Source organism: Ruegeria sp. YS9 (assembly GCF_024628725.1).
Classification (GTDB): Bacteria; Pseudomonadota; Alphaproteobacteria; order Rhodobacterales; family Rhodobacteraceae; genus Ruegeria; species Ruegeria atlantica_C.
This window is the reverse complement of sequence record NZ_CP102409.1, coordinates 2,176,703-2,194,820: the sequence shown is the minus strand read 5'-3', so window position 1 is coordinate 2,194,820 and position 18,118 is coordinate 2,176,703. Positions and strand designations below refer to the sequence as shown.

Annotated in this window: 18 protein-coding genes; 13 read left to right on the top strand and 5 right to left on the bottom strand. The window is 58.5% G+C overall.

Annotated elements, in window-relative coordinates:
• Window positions 1-104: 104 nt before the first annotated feature.
• Together NOR97_RS11135 and NOR97_RS11130 are read left to right on the top strand one after the other, a co-directional pair.
• Entirely contained in the window at window positions 105-845 is a 741-nt protein-coding gene (locus tag NOR97_RS11135) for a YebC/PmpR family DNA-binding transcriptional regulator (RefSeq protein WP_170343641.1), read from the top strand.
• A 146-nt stretch (window positions 846-991) separates the two neighbouring features.
• Window positions 992-2,272 (top strand): MFS transporter, encoded by a 1,281-nt coding sequence (locus NOR97_RS11130; RefSeq protein ID WP_170343642.1) that lies wholly within the window; start codon window positions 992-994, stop codon window positions 2,270-2,272.
• A gap of 11 nt (window positions 2,273-2,283) precedes the next feature.
• On the opposite strand, the gene NOR97_RS11125 is transcribed toward NOR97_RS11130, so the two are convergent.
• Window positions 2,284-2,973, bottom strand: coding sequence for a nitroreductase family protein (locus NOR97_RS11125; RefSeq protein ID WP_170343643.1), 690 nt, complete (start codon window positions 2,971-2,973; stop codon window positions 2,284-2,286).
• 26 nt (window positions 2,974-2,999) lie between these two features.
• The gene (locus NOR97_RS11120; RefSeq protein ID WP_257599129.1) at window positions 3,000-3,893 is read right to left on the bottom strand and encodes a LysR family transcriptional regulator ArgP; all 894 of its coding nucleotides are present in this window, start codon (window positions 3,891-3,893) and stop codon (window positions 3,000-3,002) included.
• An 87-nt stretch (window positions 3,894-3,980) separates the two neighbouring features.
• On the opposite strand from NOR97_RS11120, the gene NOR97_RS11115 reads away from it, so the two are divergent.
• The 7 genes from NOR97_RS11115 to NOR97_RS11085 all read left to right on the top strand — a co-directional run bounded on the left by NOR97_RS11115 (window position 3,981) and on the right by NOR97_RS11085 (window position 10,466).
• Window positions 3,981-4,580 carry a LysE/ArgO family amino acid transporter gene (locus tag NOR97_RS11115; protein WP_257599128.1) on the top strand — a complete coding sequence of 200 codons (600 nt, stop codon included), beginning with the start codon at window positions 3,981-3,983 and terminating at the stop codon, window positions 4,578-4,580.
• A gap of 40 nt (window positions 4,581-4,620) precedes the next feature.
• Window positions 4,621-5,529 carry a DMT family transporter gene (locus NOR97_RS11110; protein WP_257600869.1) on the top strand — a complete coding sequence of 303 codons (909 nt, stop codon included), beginning with the start codon at window positions 4,621-4,623 and terminating at the stop codon, window positions 5,527-5,529.
• Window positions 5,530-5,616: 87 nt separating this feature from the next.
• Window positions 5,617-6,189 carry a choline-responsive transcriptional repressor BetI gene (gene betI, locus NOR97_RS11105; RefSeq protein ID WP_257599127.1) on the top strand — a complete coding sequence of 191 codons (573 nt, stop codon included), beginning with the start codon at window positions 5,617-5,619 and terminating at the stop codon, window positions 6,187-6,189.
• The gene (betC, locus tag NOR97_RS11100) at window positions 6,186-7,694 is read left to right on the top strand and encodes a choline-sulfatase (protein ID WP_257599126.1); all 1,509 of its coding nucleotides are present in this window, start codon (window positions 6,186-6,188) and stop codon (window positions 7,692-7,694) included. Before betI ends, betC begins: the two co-directional genes overlap by 4 nt.
• 70 nt (window positions 7,695-7,764) lie before the next feature.
• Entirely contained in the window at window positions 7,765-9,423 is a 1,659-nt protein-coding gene (gene betA, locus NOR97_RS11095; protein WP_257599125.1) for a choline dehydrogenase, read from the top strand.
• A gap of 55 nt (window positions 9,424-9,478) precedes the next feature.
• Window positions 9,479-10,126 carry a thermonuclease family protein gene (locus NOR97_RS11090; RefSeq protein ID WP_170343649.1) on the top strand — a complete coding sequence of 216 codons (648 nt, stop codon included), beginning with the start codon at window positions 9,479-9,481 and terminating at the stop codon, window positions 10,124-10,126.
• Between the two features lie 100 nt (window positions 10,127-10,226).
• On the top strand, window positions 10,227-10,466 hold the full coding sequence (locus NOR97_RS11085; RefSeq protein WP_170343650.1) for a YdcH family protein: 240 nt from the start codon (window positions 10,227-10,229) through the stop codon (window positions 10,464-10,466).
• Between the two features lie 72 nt (window positions 10,467-10,538).
• On the opposite strand, the gene NOR97_RS11080 is transcribed toward NOR97_RS11085, so the two are convergent.
• Together NOR97_RS11080 and NOR97_RS11075 are read right to left on the bottom strand one after the other, a co-directional pair.
• Window positions 10,539-11,939, bottom strand: a complete 1,401-nt coding sequence (locus tag NOR97_RS11080) for a short-chain fatty acyl-CoA regulator family protein (RefSeq protein ID WP_170343651.1) — start codon at window positions 11,937-11,939, stop codon at window positions 10,539-10,541.
• Window positions 11,940-12,002: 63 nt separating this feature from the next.
• On the bottom strand, window positions 12,003-13,208 hold the full coding sequence (locus NOR97_RS11075) for a multidrug effflux MFS transporter (RefSeq protein WP_257599124.1): 1,206 nt from the start codon (window positions 13,206-13,208) through the stop codon (window positions 12,003-12,005).
• 183 nt (window positions 13,209-13,391) lie between these two features.
• Here NOR97_RS11075 and NOR97_RS11070 point away from each other — a divergent pair, with 183 nt between their 5' ends.
• The 3 genes from NOR97_RS11070 to NOR97_RS11060 all read left to right on the top strand — a co-directional run bounded on the left by NOR97_RS11070 (window position 13,392) and on the right by NOR97_RS11060 (window position 16,006).
• On the top strand, window positions 13,392-14,924 hold the full coding sequence (locus tag NOR97_RS11070; protein WP_170343653.1) for an acyl-CoA carboxylase subunit beta: 1,533 nt from the start codon (window positions 13,392-13,394) through the stop codon (window positions 14,922-14,924).
• Window positions 14,925-15,033: 109 nt separating this feature from the next.
• Window positions 15,034-15,519, top strand: a complete 486-nt coding sequence (locus NOR97_RS11065; RefSeq protein ID WP_257599123.1) for a DUF6497 family protein — start codon at window positions 15,034-15,036, stop codon at window positions 15,517-15,519.
• 133 nt (window positions 15,520-15,652) lie between these two features.
• Window positions 15,653-16,006 carry a hypothetical protein gene (locus NOR97_RS11060; RefSeq protein WP_257599122.1) on the top strand — a complete coding sequence of 118 codons (354 nt, stop codon included), beginning with the start codon at window positions 15,653-15,655 and terminating at the stop codon, window positions 16,004-16,006.
• Window positions 16,007-16,092: 86 nt separating this feature from the next.
• On the opposite strand, the gene NOR97_RS11055 is transcribed toward NOR97_RS11060, so the two are convergent.
• A complete protein-coding gene (locus tag NOR97_RS11055; protein WP_257599121.1) occupies window positions 16,093-17,244 on the bottom strand; it encodes a DcaP family trimeric outer membrane transporter in 1,152 nt (383 codons plus the stop codon).
• Window positions 17,245-17,894: 650 nt separating this feature from the next.
• Here NOR97_RS11055 and NOR97_RS11050 point away from each other — a divergent pair.
• Window positions 17,895-18,098 (top strand): hypothetical protein, encoded by a 204-nt coding sequence (locus NOR97_RS11050; protein WP_170343657.1) that lies wholly within the window; start codon window positions 17,895-17,897, stop codon window positions 18,096-18,098.
• Window positions 18,099-18,118 lie beyond the last annotated feature (20 nt).

Here is an 18,118-nt window from a genome sequence, read left to right as displayed (position 1 = left end):
ACCATACTAGCCGGTGAAGCCGTCGCAAGCCGCTCTCTTGATCCTGCCCCCTGCAAACGTCTATATGAGCGCCGAACACGCAATCACGATGACGAGGACGCATTATGGCAGGCCACTCAAAATGGGCCAACATCCAGCACCGCAAGGGGCGTCAGGACGCCGCGCGGTCCAAACTGTTTTCCAAACTGTCGAAAGAGATCACCGTTGCCGCCAAGATGGGCGACCCCGATCCTGAAAAGAACCCGCGCTTGCGTCTGGCCGTGAAAGAGGCCAAGTCGAACTCGGTTCCCAAGGATGTGATTGACCGCGCGATCAAAAAGTCCACTGCCGGTGAAGGCGACGATTACGAAGAAATCCGCTATGAGGGCTATGGCCCCAACGGCGTGGCCGTGATCGTTGAAACCATGACGGACAACCGCAATCGCACTGCGTCGACCGTGCGTTCGACCTTTTCCAAGAACGGTGGCAATCTGGGCGAAACGGGCTCGGTCGGGTTCATGTTCGAACGCAAGGGCGAAGTGATTTATCCGGCGACGGCAGGTGACGCAGACACCATTTTCGAAGCCGCCATCGAGGCTGGCGCGGAAGATGTCGAAAGTTCAGAGGATGGCCACATCATCTGGTGTGCGGATACGGATCTGAACGACGTTTCGAACGCGTTGGAGGCTGCGCTGGGTGAATCTGAATCCACCAAGTTGGTCTGGAAACCGACCACCACGACCGAGCTGGGTCTGGAAGACATGCAAAAGCTGATGAAGCTGGTGGATGCGCTGGAAGACGATGACGACGTACAGCGTGTCACGACCAATTTCGAAGCCTCGGATGAGGTGATGGCACAGCTCTGAGCTGTTGCGGAACTTGATGGCGAAACCCGGCTCGACCGCCGGGTTTTTTCGTTTTCGGGCAGTTTCGAAGAGGTGTTGGCTGAAACCTTCGAAACGCTTAGGCTGGTACAACTCGGAAGTTCTGGGACGATGCCACCGAAAGATCCATGACGGATGTGACCTCTGATAAGACCAAGCGAAACGTGCCGGTTCTTGCGGGGCAGAGTATCGTGTCTCAGGTTGCATGGACTTTGGGCAGCCCATCGGTGGTATTGCCGTTTCTGGCCGTGTCATTCGAATTGCCGATGTTCGTGGCGGGCGCGCTGGTTTCGGTGCGGATGGTTGGAAGTATGATTTCCGACTTTTTTCTGGCGCAACCCATAGCGGCGAAATCGCAAAAGAAGCGCGCCATCGCTCTGACCGAAGCCGTTATCGGCGCCTGTCTTGTTCTGGCGATGGTGGCCGCCGCGACCGGGGTCGTTCCGTTGATCGCAGTGGTTTTCGTGGCGGTCTTCTTCGTGATCGGTCTGGTGGATGAAGTTCAGAACCTGATGTTCACCGATCTGTTGGGCGATCATGTCCACTCGCGTTCGCGCATGGTCATGCATTACCTGCAACTTGGGGGCGGGGGCCTGTGTGCCATCGGTCTGGCCCTGCTGGTGCATCAGATCACCAAGGAAAACCCACCTTTTTCACGCCATTCAACCATGATCGGCGTATCGGTTGCGTTTTTCATGCTTTCAGGGCTGTTGATGCTGGCAATGACCGAGAATGCCCGCTCTGCGGAACCGGCAAAAAAGACTGGAAGCAAACCCAAGCTGTCGTTCACGGCCAATGCCCGGGGTATCCTTGGCATGTTCGAATACACCTGGTTTCGGCGTTACATGGTTATGCGTATACCCTTGGTGGCTGTGTCGCTATCCGTCCCGTTCTTCGCGCTGATAGCGGCAGAGGCGCATCATGGCTCGGCCAAGGGTCTGACCGCGATGATTGTTTCATCCGCTTCGGGCTATCTTGTTTCGGGGCCGTTGTGGCAGGTCGTGAACATGAAATCTCATCGTGCCGTCATGGTGGTCGGGACACTCATGGTGGCCGCTACCGGAGGTGTTCTGCTGGCATTCCACTACATGGGTATCGATCACGATGTGCACCTGCATGCGATCGCGCTGTTCGTCGTCACCGTCGCGGTGACCGGGATCAGCAGCGCGCGCAAGCTCTATTTCCTGGACGTCGCGCCCAAGGAGCAACGCGTTCAGGGATCCGCAGCTATCAAATCGTTTACTCGATTGTTGGCGGTGCTGCTTTCGGCCGCGCTGGCCGCAGTCGCCCATATGCATGAGGTTGCCTTGGCGGTCGCGTTCATAGTCGCGGCCAGTCTGATGGCTTGCGTGACGTGCTACCTGACGATGTCGCCCGACCGGGAAGATTCCCCCCGGCCTCAGAACTAATGCAGGTCCGCTCAGAAGAACGAGGAAATCTCTTCCAAAGGCTTCTTCAGCTTTGCCACAGAAGGTACGGTCGCGGTGTCCGAGGGATGACCAACTGCGATGATCATTGTCGGTTTCTCGGATGCGGGTCGGTCCAGCGCGTCGTTCAGAAACCGCATCGGGTTCGGGGTATGGGTCAGGGTGCTGAGACCGGCGTGATGTAGCGCGGCCAACAGAAAGCCGGTGGCAATGTTCACACTTTCTGGCACGTAGTAATTCTTGTACCGCGTCCCGTCTTCGAATTGCCCCCAGCGTTGGGCAAAGACCACGATCAGCCACGGGGCGGTGGTCAGGTGCTCTTTGACCGCATTGGTCCCGATGGGTTCCAGTGCCTTGATCCATTCATCGCCCGCCCCTCCCGCATAGAACCGGCGCTCTTCTTCTTCGGCTTCCTCGCGGATGCGCAGTTTCAGCTTTGGGTCCGATATGGCAGCAAAGTGCCAGGGTTGATGGTTTGCACCTGACGGCGCTGTTCCCGCGGTGCGCAGGCAGGTTTCGATCACATCGCGGGCCACCGGGCGCGTGGTGAAATCCCGAACGGTATGACGCCGTCGCATTTTTTCAAAAAAAGCCACAGCCGCGCCCTGCATGTCCGCATCACTGATCTCGCATCGGTCGGGCAAGGGAATGGGGTCATAACTGAGGGCGTCGCGTGAGAACATTGGTTCCTCCGATCGAATGAGTCTGACTATTTGCGTTGTGACGGGAGCAAAACCCGTTGCGCAGCATGCTGGACTGCCTGTGTAAGAGGTTTGAGCGCTGGCGCAAGAACACGCCCGACCTGCCAGCTGAGCGCGACGTCCAGTGGCGCATCGGGAACGATCGGGCGCAACTGTCCACGCGCCATGGCGTCTTGCACAAGGGCTGCCGGGTTCATACCCCAGCCAATTCCCGCGATCGCGGCATCAACGAACCCTTGCGAAGACGGCAGGAAGTGGGAAGGCGGTGAAAGACGGTTGCCGGTGTGACGAGCGATCCACGCTTTTTGCAGGCCGTCTTTCCGGTTGAAGACAAGGCAAGGCGCTTTGCTGAGCGTCTCCTCGGTCACGCCGTCCTTGAACCACGCATTGATAAAGTCCGGGCTGGCGGTGGGCAGATACCTCAACACGCCCAGTTCAAGCGCGTCACAACCGCTTATGGTTTGTCCGCCGACGGTGACGGCGGCGCTGACCTCACCGCGCCTCAGCCAATCTGCCGAATGGTCCTGATCGTCGATCACAAGGTCGAACAGCATGTCGGGCACACGCGCCATCGCGTCAATGAACCAGGTCGCCAGAATGTCGGCGGGAACCGCAATGCGAACCCGCGCGGACCCGGGTTCTTGTACCAGCGCCAATTCACGGGCCAGTTGTGATTCCAGCAGCCCGACATCTTCGGCGTAGCGCGCGATGCGCTGCCCGGCGGGCGTTCCGGTGCAAGGGGTTCCCCGATGGATGAGCGAGGCGCCCACCCGATCCTCCAGCGCCTTTATCCGCTGGGATATCGCCGAAGGGGTCACGGCCAGCTCCGCCGCCGCTGCATCAAAACTGCCATGGCGCAGAATGGCGGACAAGGCGGCCAGTTGGTGAGGGTCCAGCAGCATTAGCAAAACTTAACTGAGGGAAACATCTTTAATTTGATAGATCGTATCGCGGCCATTAGTCAACGCAGTGACAACGCAGGAGATATCATGCCTACATCCGTGATCGCCGGTTTTGCGCTGGGTTTCAGCCTGATCCTCGCCATCGGGGCGCAGAACGCCTTTATCCTGAGGCAGGGCTTGCGGCGCGAGCATGTGTTTTTTCTGTGCCTGACCTGTGCGGTGTCTGATGCCATCCTGATCGGAGCAGGCGTGGCAGGTTTTGGCACTCTGGCACAGGCCGCACCCTGGTTCGAAACCGTGATGCGATACGGTGGGGCGGCATTCCTGATCTGGTATGGCTTGCGCAGTCTGCGGTCATCCTGGCTGGGAGGTTCGGTGATGGAAATCGGCAATGGAAAGCGAACCAGCCTCAATGCTGCGCTGCTGACGGTATTCGCGTTCACCTGGCTGAATCCGCATGTGTATCTGGATACGGTCGTGCTGATCGGCTCGATCTCGGCCCAATATGACGACCGGCTGGGTTTCGCCCTTGGCGCGATGACATCTAGCTTTGTGTTCTTCTTTTCGCTTGGTTACGGCGCGGGTATCCTTTCCCCGGTTTTTGCGCGCCCCCGGGCGTGGCGGGTGCTGGATGCCGGGATTGGCATCGTCATGCTGGGTATCGCACTGAAACTTGTTATCATGTGAAGGGTTGTTCCCGGCCGGGTTTCGGTGTTCAACCTTGAACATGACTTCATCCACCGTATCGTCCCGCCCGCTTGCCGGCATGTTCTGGATGTTCGCCGCCGGCTTGTCCTTTGTCGTGATGACCGCGCTGGTGAAGTCGTTGGGCACATCGATGAATTCCATCCAGGCCGCCTTCCTGCGGTATGTGCTGGGTTTGGTGTTTCTTTTGCCAGCCATGCGGTCGATCATGTCGACACATCTGACACCCCGCCTGCTGACGCTGTTCGGCCTGCGAGGGGTCGTGCATGCGGTTGCGGTCATGCTCTGGTTCTTTGCCATGACACAGATACCATTGGCCGAGGTCACCGCCATGAATTACATGACGCCGGTTTACGTCACCCTGGGGGCGGCCCTGTTTCTGGGTGAAAAACTGGCCTTTCGCCGGATTGCAGCCATTCTGGTCGCTCTGGTTGGCGTCCTGATCATCCTGCGGCCCGGTTTTCGCGACGTGTCATCAGGCCATCTGGCCATGCTGGGAACGGCCCTGACACTTGGGGGGTCGTATTTATTGGCCAAGATTCTGGTGCGTGATGTACCGCCATCCGTCGTCGTGGCGCATTTGTCGATCTGGGTGACCATAGCCCTGATACCATTTGCGGTCGCCGTCTGGACGCAGCCAAGCCTGCGGGATCTCGGGGTTCTTTTTCTGGTGGCCAGCTTTGCGACAGCCGGGCACTACTTCATGACCTTGGCACTTCAGGCGGCGCCAGTGGCCGTCACGCAGCCGGTGACGTTTCTTCAGCTGATATGGGCCACGATCCTGGGCGCCGCAGTGTTCCATGAAAGCGTTGACGTGTGGGTTGTCGCGGGCGGCACGCTGATCCTTGCCGCCGTAAGCTTTATCTCATGGCGCGAATTCGTGTTGAACCGCCGGGACTTGACGCCTCCGAGTATTGCGCCGAAGCTGTAACGACAACGCTCCCCGATTTTTCATTAATTGACGAGTCAATAAAAACCCCCTAGCGTGGTCCCGTGACGCCTGCTCAAGGGGAGAACGATGCCAAAAGTCGGAATGGAGCCAATCCGCCGGGATGCGATTGTTCGTGCGACAATCGCTGAATTGGGCGTGAAGAAATCCCTTGATGTAACCGTCAGCCAGATTGCCAAGCGTGCGGGCATGTCCAGCGCGCTTGCGCACCACTATTTCGGCGGCAAGGATCAGATCTTTCTGGCTGCCATGCGGCAGATCCTGTCGGACTTCGGCAAAGAGGCGCGAGGCGAGTTGAAAGCAGCCGCGCCGGACGACAGGGCGCAGGCGATCGTCAGGGCGTGTTTTGCGCCCTCTTGTTTCACACCTGATGTGATTGCGGCCTGGATGACCTTTTATGTACTGGCTCAGACCAATGATGACGCCCTGCGCCTGTGGCAGATCTACCAGGCCCGCATCAAATCCAATCTGACCCACGCCCTGCGGCACAAGTTGGCCGACCCTAAAGAGGCGGCCGAGAATATGGTTGCCCTGATTGATGGTCTGTACATCCGCGCCGCACTCAGCGCTCCCGAAGAACCGCAACTGGCCGTGAGCCACGCGATGCGTGTGCTCGACACTCTGCTCGAGGCTGAAAAATGACAAAACCGAACATTCTGATCCTGATGGTGGATCAGTTGAACGGGACTCTCTTTCCAGATGGTCCCGCTGACTGGCTTCACGCTCCGAACCTGAAGAAACTGGCGGAACGGTCAACCCGGTTTGCCAATGCCTACACGGCGTCGCCCTTGTGTGCGCCCGGGCGGGCCAGCTTCATGTCCGGTCAATTGCCGTCGCGCACAGGGGTCTATGACAACGCGGCCGAGTTCCGCAGCGACATCCCCACATACGCACATCACCTGCGCCGCGCGGGCTATTACACCTGCCTGTCCGGCAAGATGCATTTCGTCGGCCCCGATCAGTTGCACGGGTTCGAAGACCGCCTGACCACCGACATCTATCCGGCCGATTTCGGCTGGACCCCGGATTACCGCAAGCCGGGTGAACGCATCGACTGGTGGTATCACAACATGGGGTCCGTAACCGGCGCGGGCGTTGCCGAGATTTCCAACCAGATGGAATATGACGACGAGGTCGCCTACAACGCCAAAGCCAAGCTTTATGATCTGGCACGCGGCAAGGATGACCGCCCATGGTGTGTGACCGTCAGCTTCACCCATCCGCATGACCCATACGTAGCCCGTCGCAAGTACTGGGATCTGTATGAGGATTGCGAGCATCTTCTGCCCGAAGTTTCTGATATCGGCTATGACAATCAGGACCCGCATGCTCAGCGGATTTTTGATGCCAATGACTGGCGCAGTTTCGACATCACCCAAGAAGATATCCGCAAATCGCGCCGCGCCTATTTCGCCAATATCACTTATCTGGACGACAAGATCGGCGAAATCCTCGAAGTGCTGGAAACGACCCGGCAAGAGGCGATCATCCTGTTCGTTTCGGATCACGGCGACATGCTGGGCGAACGCGGCTTGTGGTTCAAGATGAACTTCTACGAAGGCTCGGCGCGTGTGCCGCTTATGATCTCGGCGCCGAACCTGCCGACGGGCCGCATCGACACCCCGGTTTCGACCATCGACGTGACCCCGACGCTGGGGGCGCTGGCGGGTGTGGACATGGCCGAGATCGCCCCGTGGACCGATGGCGAAAACCTCGTGCCATTGGCGCTGGGCGAAGAACGAACCGCACCGGTGGCCATGGAATACGCGGCCGAGGCATCCTACGCGCCATTGGTCTCATTGCGATATGGCAAGTGGAAATACAATCGCTGCGCATTGGACCCCGATCAGTTGTTTGACCTTGAAGCCGACCCGCAAGAACTGAACAACCTGGCCGACAGCCCCGAACACGCAGGTACGCTGCAAACACTGCGTGCCAAATCCGAGGCCCGTTGGGATCTGGATCGCTTCGACGCCGATGTCCGCGCCAGCCAGGCGCGGCGCTGGGTTGTGTACGAAGCGCTGCGGCAGGGCGGCTACTACCCGTGGGATTATCAGCCGCTGCAAAAAGCGTCGGAACGCTACATGCGCAATCACATGGATCTCAACATCGTCGAGGAAAACGCCCGGTTCCCGCGCGGCGAATAACCTCTTCATCTTTTCGAAAATACTCCCGCCGGAGGCATCCAACCTTCTCGGTGGGGCAGGAGTTGTGGAAATGGAAGCAGATTTTGTCATCGTCGGCGCAGGGTCCGCAGGCTGCGCAATGGCATATCGTCTGAGCGAGGCCGGAGCCTCGGTTCTGGTGATCGAACACGGCGGCACCGATATGGGGCCGTTCATTCAGATGCCGGCGGCGCTGAGCTATCCGATGAACATGTCGCGCTATGACTGGGGGTATCGGTCCGAGCCCGAGCCGCACCTGAACAACCGTCGCCTGGCCTGTCCGCGCGGCAAGGTGATCGGCGGGTCGTCCTCGATCAATGGCATGGTCTATGTTCGCGGCCACGCGCGCGATTTCGACACCTGGGCCGAGATGGGGGCTGACGGTTGGTCTTACGCGGATGTTTTACCTTATTACAAACGGATGGAGACCTGGCACGACGGCGGCCATGGGGGCGATCCGGCTTGGCGTGGCACTGACGGTCCGTTGCACGTGTCGCGCGGCCCGCGCGAAAACCCGTTGTTTCAGGCCTTTGTGGACGCAGGTCAGCAGGCCGGTTACGAAGTCACGGGTGACTACAACGGTGAAAAGCAGGAAGGCTTTGGCCCGATGGAGCAGACCGTCTGGAAGGGGCGGCGCTGGTCTGCGGCGAATGCCTATCTGAAACCCGCGCTCAAGCGCGACAATTGCGATATCGTGCGCGGTCTTGCGTCTCGGGTTGTCATGGAAGACGGTCGCGCCATTGGGGTCGAACTGATCCGTGGCGGCAGGAAAGAAGTCATCAGGGCCCGGCGCGAAGTCGTTCTGGCGGCATCGTCGATCAATTCGCCCAAGCTGCTGATGTTGTCCGGTATCGGCCCAGCAGCGCATCTGGCCGAGCATGGGATCGACGTCGTGGCGGATCGCCCGGGGGTTGGTGCCAACCTACAGGACCATCTGGAGCTGTACATTCAACAGGCGTCGCTGCAACCGATCACGCTCTACAAGCACTGGAACCTGGTCAGCAAGGGCCTGATCGGGGCGCAATGGCTGTTTACCAAAACGGGATTGGGCGCATCGAATCAGTTCGAAAGCGCGGCGTTCATCCGGTCGAAACCGGGCGTGGAATACCCCGACATTCAATACCACTTCCTGCCGATTGCGGTTCGCTATGATGGGCAGGCCGCTGCCGAGGGGCACGGGTTTCAGGCGCATGTCGGCCCGATGCGGTCGCCGTCACGCGGGGCGGTCACATTGCGCTCGGCCCAAGCCGCAGACGCGCCGGTGATCAAGTTCAACTACATGAGCCATGAAAAGGATTGGGAGGATTTCCGCACCTGTATCCGACTGACCCGCGAAATCTTTGGACAAGCCGCCTTCAAGCCCTTTGCGGGCAAAGAAATCCAGCCCGGTGCCGCGGTTCAAACGGATGAAGAACTGAACGCCTTTATCGCGGAACATGCGGAAAGCGCCTATCACCCCTGCGGCACCTGCCGGATGGGGCGCGCGGATGACAAGAACGCTGTGGTCGACCCCGAAGGCCGTGTCATCGGCGTGGACGGGTTGCGCGTTGCGGACAGTTCCATCTTTCCGCAGATTACCAACGGCAACCTGAATGCGCCGTCGATCATGGTGGGCGAAAAAGTGTCGGATTCGCTTTTGGGCAGGGATCCGTTGCCGAAGGCCAATGATCGTCCGTGGATTCACCCCAACTGGGCGACCGCTCAGCGTTAACCTATCCAAACGGCCCCCGGTTGAATGTGCGTGAAATACCGCGCATATCGGGGGCATGTTAAGGATTTGTTTCATTTTTGTTCTTCTGGTGCCGGGTCTGGCTCATGCCGCAGAACAGTTTACAGGTCGGGTTGACGTCGTTGATGCGGATACCTGGCATGTCGGCGGTGTCCGGGTGCGGCTGCACGGTATCGATGCGCCCGAACTGGATCAGACCTGTCAGGATTCCGACGGATCAAACTGGCCGTGCGGGGCGTGGGTCACTCATATGGTTCAGAACCAGTTTCAGGGACGGATGACCACTTGTGTCCCGGTGGATCGGGATCGCTACGGTCGCATCGTTGCCCGGTGCAGCGTGGAACGCGAAGATGTCGCTGCCCGGATTGTAGAGCAGGGCTTGGCCTTTGCGTACCGCAAATATTCGGACGCGTACGCAGGTGCCGAGCGGGTCGCGAGGATTGGAAACAGGGGATTGCACAAGACACAGATTCAGGTGCCTTGGGTGCACAGGGCGCGCAAGAAGCCGAAATCCTCTGAAACATGCCTGATCAAAGGAAATGTTTCGTCAAAGGGCGAAAGGATCTTTCACGAACCGGGCCAGAGGTACTATGCCAAGACCCGGATCAGTGCAGCCAGGGGCGAGCGATGGTTCTGCTCTGCTGCCGAAGCACGTGCTGCGGGTTGGCGTGCTGCGCGGCGCTGAATTCTGAATTTTTCCTGTATGAAATTGATCCGCGTCAAAGAGGGCGCCGCGTCACGCTTCTACCACTGATATGCAACGACATATGAAGGAGCGAACAGACATGTCCCACACCCCGCATGAACTGGCCGAAGAGTTTCCGGACAAGGTTGAACTGATGAGCCAGCTCAAGCAAACGGACGCGCATTTTGCCCGTCTGGCTGATGAGTATCACGAGGTCAATCGCGTTGTGCATCGGGCTGAAACCAACGTCGAACCCATGGAAGAGCTGGCCGAAGTTGATTTGCGCAAGAAGCGGGCAGCGCTGAAAGACGAAATCTGGGCGATTTTGTCCAAGGCCTGAACGCCAGTGCCGGGGCACTCGCTGCCCCGGCCCGGGTCGGGGCTCTCCCGGTAGAGTTTCGGCCATGGGACATCAGGTGACTTCGTATGGCAGGGTGCCGCGCGTATGGGTATCGATGCTGAGGCGGCGTTCCAGCGGCGGGACCGAACGCTGGTGGCAGTTTTGGCGCTCGCAGATGCGGCAGGAAATGCCGATGGGCTCGTAGGCGCTGGCGTTGTTTATGTCGAGGTTGTCGGCATACACGAGCGCCGGGGCATGGCGCACCTCGCACCCCAGCGCAATTGCGTACCGCCTGACCGGTGCGCCGAATGAGCCGCCTGATTTCGACACATCCCGAGCCAGCGAGATGTAACGCACACCATCCGGCGTTTCTGCCAGTTGCCTCAGGAAATGGCCCGGCGTTTCAAAGGCCCGATGCACGTTCCAAAGGGGGCAGGCGCCACCGAACCGCGCAAATTGCAGGCGCGTGGCCGAGTGCCGTTTCGTGATCGTCCCGGCCTGATCCACGCGGACAAAAAAGAACGGGATACCTTTTGCGCCGGGGCGTTGCAGAGTCGACAGTCTATGCGCAACCTGCTCGATCGATGCGCCGAACCGGTTGCTGAGCAGCTCCAGGTCGTGGCGCTCTTCCTGAGCGGCGGTCAGAAATGCGGAATAGGGCATCAAGGACGCGCCGGCGAAGTAATTGGCAAGGCCGATCTTGGCGATGGACCGCGCCTCGTCGCTTTGGAACTTGGCAAAATCCAGTGTCGCTTCCAGCAGTTTGTCCTGACTGATCAATGCCACTTGCAACAGCAGTTGAAACACTTGCGTTTGCGGAGTCGAGCGGGAGGAAAGGCGCAGGATTTTGCTTTCGGCGTCATAGGTACGCAAAGGGGCGATGTCAGAGAACATCACCTGAATGCCACGCTCAGTCAGGCTGTTCAAAGCGGCCTGCCGGATACTGCCCGGGCTTTCCGCGCGATTGGCGAACAGCTCTGCCGCCCGGTCCACGGCGTCGATATAGTTGTCGCAATAATGGAAGAAGTCTCGCACCTCTTCCCAGGGGCTGGCCTGCATTCGGGCGTCTTCTCGCCCCAGGGCTTCGTCCAGAGAGGCGAGGCGTTCATGTGTTTGCCGGTAGGTTTTGTGCAGCTCGATAAATGCGCGGGCCAATGCCGGGGCGTTTGATGCCGTCAGGCGTAAATCGGCAAGTGGCGGCAGAATATCCGCAAAAACCGGGTCGGCCAGAGCCTCGCGCATATCCGACACCAGTCGCTCACTGTCGCCGGTGCTGAGCTCGGTGACATCCATGCCGAATTCTTGCGCCAGAGCCAACACAACCGTGGTCGAAATCGGCCTGTTGTTGTTCTCCATCTGGTTCAGGTATGGGAGCGAAACACCCAGTTTCGCAGCGAATTCGCGTTGTGTCAGGGTCAGTCGCGTGCGCATTTCACGCAGTTTCGCGCCGGCATAGAGCTTTTGGGTGGCCATGAGGTGCCTTTGCAAGTTTTCTTTTTTGGAAGATTAACTTTGCAAAGTTTTCGGGGCAAGTCGTTACAGCCCCAATTGCCGCTCTCGCCGAATGACGGATCCAATTGCGAAAATCGCCAGAACTGCGGATGTGAGCATCAGCCAGAGCAAGGGCATGGCGCCGGTTTCCCGGGTCAGCAGGGTGCCTGCCAATGCACTTAGCCCGGCGCCGCCCCCCAGCATGATCGCTCCGCTCAACCCCGAGGCGGTTGCCGCCAGATGCGGACGAACAGATAGAGCGCCGGAGGTGGCATTGGGAATGGCCATGCCGTTTCCGACGCCCACAAAGGTCATCAAGCTGAAAAAGCTGAGGGCGGTGCCCAGACCTGTGAGGAACAAGGATGCCGAAAGCACAACGCCCAAGGCGTTCAGCAGGCTGCCCCACAGCACCATCCGGTTGATTCCAATCTGCATGGAAAAGCGACCGCTCAGAAAGTTGCCAACAAAATAGCCGACGGCGGGGGCGCCGAAATATATGCCGACCTGTGCCGCGCTTAGACCGAACAGTTCGGTTCCGATAAAGGGCGCACCACCGAGATAGGCAAAGAACGTGCCCGAAGACAACGCGCAGGACAGCGAATAGCCCCAGAACCGTGGCGAGGTCAGAAGTTCAGGATATTCCTTGAATTGCTGAACAAGGGTCTTGCCGCTTTTGGCTGACGTTTCGCCAAAATCCGCGAAGGTCAGGGCAAGCGTCAAGGCGCCCACGGCGAAAGGCAGCCAGAAGTTCGCCTTCCAGCCAAAGCTTTCCTCCAGCAGCCCGCCGATCGCCGGGCCGATCATCGGGACCACGGCCATACCCATTGTCACGTATCCGATCATCGATGCCGCCTGGTCCTGATCGTACATATCCCTTACCGCAGCCCGGCTGAGGACCATGCCGACAACCACGACCGCCTGGCACATTCTGAACGCCAGAAAGATTTCAACGTTGGGCGCATAGATGCATCCAAGCGTGGCCAAAAGGAACAAGCCGATCCCCCACAGCAGAACAGGCCTGCGACCAGCCTTGTCTGCGAGCGGCCCGATCAGGATTTGCAGAACGGCATTGACCAGAAGATACAACGCGATCGACAACTGCATGACCTTGTAATCGGCGCCGAAATACGCTGCCATGTTCGGCAGGCTCGGCAGAAACAGGTTCATGCTCAGCGCAGACAAGCCCGCGAGCAATACAAGTGTCGCCAATGTGGGTGGTGTGCGGCGAACCGCGCGAGAGCTGAACTGCATGGTTCACATGTATAGTCATGGAATTCTGGATTGCCAGCCATCCAGTTATCTCAACGAGAGACTTTGCAAGTTTACAGTTATCCAGATTGTTGTTGCTGAATATTTGCAAATTTGCCGAAAAGAGCTTTGGATGAGAGGCGCAAAGGGGTAGGGTCCCGGCAAATTTTACAGGGGATAATCGTCATGAAAGACATCCTTTCCGAGTTGGAAAACCGCCGCAACGACGCACGACTGGGCGGCGGGCAGAGGCGGATCGATGCCCAGCATGCGCGCGGAAAGCTGACGGCGCGAGAGCGGATCGAGTTGCTGCTGGATGAGGGCAGCTTTGAAGAATTCGACATGTTCGTCAGTCATCGTTGCACCGAATTCGGAATGGAAAAACAAAAACCTGCGGGTGATGGCGTTGTCACGGGTTGGGGCACCATCAACGGACGCATGGTCTATGTGTTCAGCCAGGACTTTACGGTCTTTGGTGGATCACTGTCCGAGACGCATGCCCAGAAAATCTGCAAGATCATGGATATGGCGGTGCAAAACGGTGCACCGATTGTCGGAATCAACGACTCGGGCGGTGCGCGAATCCAGGAAGGTGTGGCATCTCTGGCGGGTTATGCCGAAGTGTTTCAGCGCAACATCACGGCCTCGGGTGTGGTTCCGCAGATCAGCGTAATCATGGGCCCATGCGCCGGCGGTGCGGTTTACAGCCCCGCGATGACTGACTTCATTTTTATGGTCAAAGACACGTCATACATGTTCGTGACGGGCCCCGACGTTGTCAAAACGGTCACCAACGAGGTTGTAACGGCCGAAGAACTGGGTGGTGCCTCGACCCACACCAGGAAATCCTCGGTCGCCGATGCGGCGTTCGAAAACGATGTGGAAGCATTGGCAGAAGTGCGCCGTCTGGTGGATTTCCTGCCGCTCAACAACCGCGAGAAACCTCCGGTGCGTCCGTTCTTTGATGACCCGCACCGGATCGAGGATTCGCTGGACACTCTGGTTCCGGACAATCCGAATACGCCCTACGACATGAAGGAACTCATCACCAAAATAGCCGATGAGGGTGATTTCTACGAAATTCAGGAAGATTTCGCCAAGAATATCATCACCGGCTTTATCCGGCTGGAAGGTCAGACCGTAGGTGTGGTGGCAAACCAGCCGATGGTCTTGGCGGGATGTCTGGACATCGACAGTTCGCGCAAGGCGGCGCGGTTCGTGCGGTTCTGCGACTGTTTCGAAATTCCGATCCTGACGCTTGTCGATGTTCCGGGCTTTCTGCCGGGCACACAGCAGGAATACAGCGGTGTGATCAAGCACGGCGCAAAGCTGCTTTATGCATATGGTGAGGCGACCGTGCCCAAGGTCACGGTGATCACGCGCAAGGCGTATGGCGGTGCCTATGTGGTTATGGCGTCCAAACACCTGCGCGGCGATTTCAACTATGCCTGGCCGACCGCCGAAATCGCGGTGATGGGTGCCAAGGGCGCAACCGAGATCATTCACCGGGCAGATCTGCATGATGCGGAAAAGACCGCACAGCATGTCGCCGATTACGAAGATCGGTTTGCAAACCCCTTTGTCGCCGCCGAACGCGGGTTCGTCGACGAGGTGATCATGCCGCATTCGACCCGCCGGCGCGTGTCCAGGGCCTTTGCCAGTTTGCGCGGCAAGAAGCTTAAGAACCCATGGAAAAAGCACGACAATATTCCGCTTTGATCCATTCGGGGCGGCTTTGTTCGCCCCGGTTGTTGGCACTGGCAGTCCGATTCTGAGCGAAAAATGCTCAAAATTGCGGCGGAATTGACAAAAAGCGACAAATGGTTGAATGATCCGACCCGTCAGACATAGAACCGCGCAGGCCAAAAGCACTGCGCGCGCGATCCCGGAAGGAGGAGCCTGCCTTCGGTGGGTCCGGGATCGTGCCATATGTCTGGTGTTGTGCGCGCTCGGCACTTCCGTTTTTGCCCAGACAGATAGCTCTTTGCCGGTGCCGTCCGGTCAGCCGGTGCATCTGAGCGATGTCCTGCTGGACAACAACCCCGGTGAGCTTTGGGTGCGCTTTCGATTTGTCGCCCCGAAGATCGGAGCATCAGTGGGACGGATCGGCTATGACGTGGCGTCGAAGGATATGGAGCATCTGTGCCATATTCTTGCCGTTCCCTACGTGGCTCAGCACGAATTGCAGCCATCAAGAGTGGTCATTTCCCTGTCTGATCGCCCGGTGGAATTCGGCGACACCGCGCCGGACGCGACACAGTATTTTGAAGCCTACCGGCTGGAGCAGTCCCGGTGTATCTGGGAGGGGCTTTGACCATGAACTTACGCATTCATGACGTCAAAGCATCTCAGACCAACGGTGCGGCTTTGGAGGTGCGCAACATGATCCCATCCAGGTTCGGGTTCGAACTATTATTGTCTGCGACAAAAAGCTGTGGAGTGTCGCCATGCTGAAACATCGCGGGTTCCCGGGGCGTCTTTCAGGCACCGATTATCAGTTCACAATTCGGCGCGCCAATCCCAAAGGCGTCACACCGCTTACGCGGCGGGAACGGTTCCGGGATCGCAAACCGGCGGACAAACGTGCCGATGCCGCCTTCATGGAGGCCCTTTGGGCTCATTTCGGCGATCAGCCGTTCGAGCGGGGCAATCTGGATGCCGGACGGCTCAGCTGGCTTTTCGGGCGCGAAGTCATTCCGGCGGAAGACCCATTTGATCCGGCCAGCTATGACGCGATGCTGGTGATCGATGTGGACGCCGCACGTGCGTCCTTTCCCGACGTAATCGACGGGACAGGCTGATCGTGATCAAAGCCGCCGCATATCAGCCCTTCAGGACCGGTTTCGGGATGACCCTGCCCGAATCCGGGCAGGGTCCGTGTGCGGAATCAGAAGTTCAACTGAGCGGCGAGCTGAACGCGGCTTCCGTCAAAGCTTCTGCCGGTCGGCGCGTCGTTCCGTTCGCCATAGATGTACTCGGCGCTGAGTGTCAGATCCTCGGTTGCCTTGTAAAATGCGTTGACGTGGATCGTTTCCAGCTCGGTAAACGACAGGGTTCCGGTCGAGGTCGGCAGGTCATAGTCTTCTTTGCCGTATGCAATGCCAACATTCCATTTCGGGCTCAGATCCTGCCGGAATTCGATGGTGTAGCCATCCACGTCGTTGGCCTGGCCATTCACGATGGGATCACCAAGGCCGATCAGGTACGGGCCGAGTGCCTCGCCGTTCACATAGTTGACCTGGAACAGGCCGCCCTGCCACGGGCGAACCGAGCCGGATATCGTGAACCCGGTTTGATCAACTTCGATATTGCCGGATTGCGCCTTGCCATAAAGGCCGGACACACGCGCGACATATGTCCCGTCATTGTATTCGGCGGATGCGGTCAAAACCGGATCATCCGAATTCGAACCGCCGACATTCTCTTCGATCGAAACGGCGAAGGACGTGTTCGTTCCGAAAGAGTTGGTATAGCGAACCTGCGGAACCCGTGCGAAAGGAATGCCAACGGGGCCGTTGAATTCCACCGAGGTCGGGTAGGTGTCCAGCGGCATGAAGTTGGTCCAGGTCTGACCGATAAGCCAGTTGTCACCGATGGTGATATTGGCGTGGCGTACACGCAATTCGGCTGTTCCGCCCGAACCAAACAGATCAAGTTCCAGTTGCCCGCCGATATCGCCGATGCCGCTTGGGGTGGTGGTGCGCAGACCGATCCGCGATTGGCGGACGGTGGCACCAAATGTGCCATCGGTCGCAGCCGAGGGTTCCCCGATGACATTCACGAACGCCGTATCCCCCTGATCGAAATCGAAGTCGTAGAAGAAGTCGGCCTTCACGTAGCCATAAACATCCAGAACGGTGTTGCCGATGCGGAAGTCTCCGTTGGCGGGGCTGTTCCTGCCAGATTCCAGCGCCTCGACCCGGGCGCGCAAGGCGTCAAGCTCGGCTTGGGTTTGGGCATCCTGAGCAAAGCCAAGCGTGCCGGTCACACTGAGCGTGGAGGCAGCAAGCAGGAGTGCCTTTTTTCTAGTCTTCGTCATGTGGGTATTCCTTTGAGTGCGAGTGTGCACACGGACCGTTTCACGAGGTTCAAACCTTGGGAAATCACGAAAGTGGGAAGTGAAGGCGTTGATTTTTCAAGAAAATGTGTGTTTTCCATTGCGCTTAAACACGACGTCTTGAGCCGCTTGGACAACGCATTGGCGCAAGGCGGTTCTGTATGCCCGTCGCTGGCAGAAGGTCGTGATGCTGCAACCGCGAAACGCGCGGAAAGCAGCTTGATCTGTCACGAAACTGTGACGGCAAAGCGGCCTCAAACGCCCGAGAAGTACCGAACCGGTATCGGCGCGAAGTTGCGCGGCATTTCCCGGTGTGGGCAGATTCCAGCCGAAATCCCGATCGGAAACAATCCTGTGTTTGCTGGCAATATTGTGCTGTGCAAACTGGATAGGCCGTGCGGCTCTACTTTGCCTGCGCCGCACATGCACCTACTATTCCGTACCCCTTCCTTGCGCGGGCAGGCTTGTGTTCCCCACATAGTCCTGTCCGCGTTTTTCTTTTTGCCTGTATTGGACAAAAAAAGGCAAAATCCCGCACAAAATTCGCCTGCGCACCCGTTGATATTGAATAACAGGGCGTGTTTCGCGCATCTGACCCCAAAAGAACCAAGAAACCAAAAAGGGCAGATACAATGCGATTCTCACGCTTCATCCTTGCTGCGGCGACCTGCGCGGGTCTGGCCGCCTGCGGAGACACCACGGGCGAACAGGCAATCCTCGGCGGAGGTGCCGGGGCAGTGGGGGCGGCGGTCCTCAACGCGGACCCGTTGTTTGGCGCAGCCGTCGGCGCGGCGGGCAACGTGCTGTACTGCAAAACGCAGAACACCTGTAACTAACGCATATTTTGCGGGGCGCA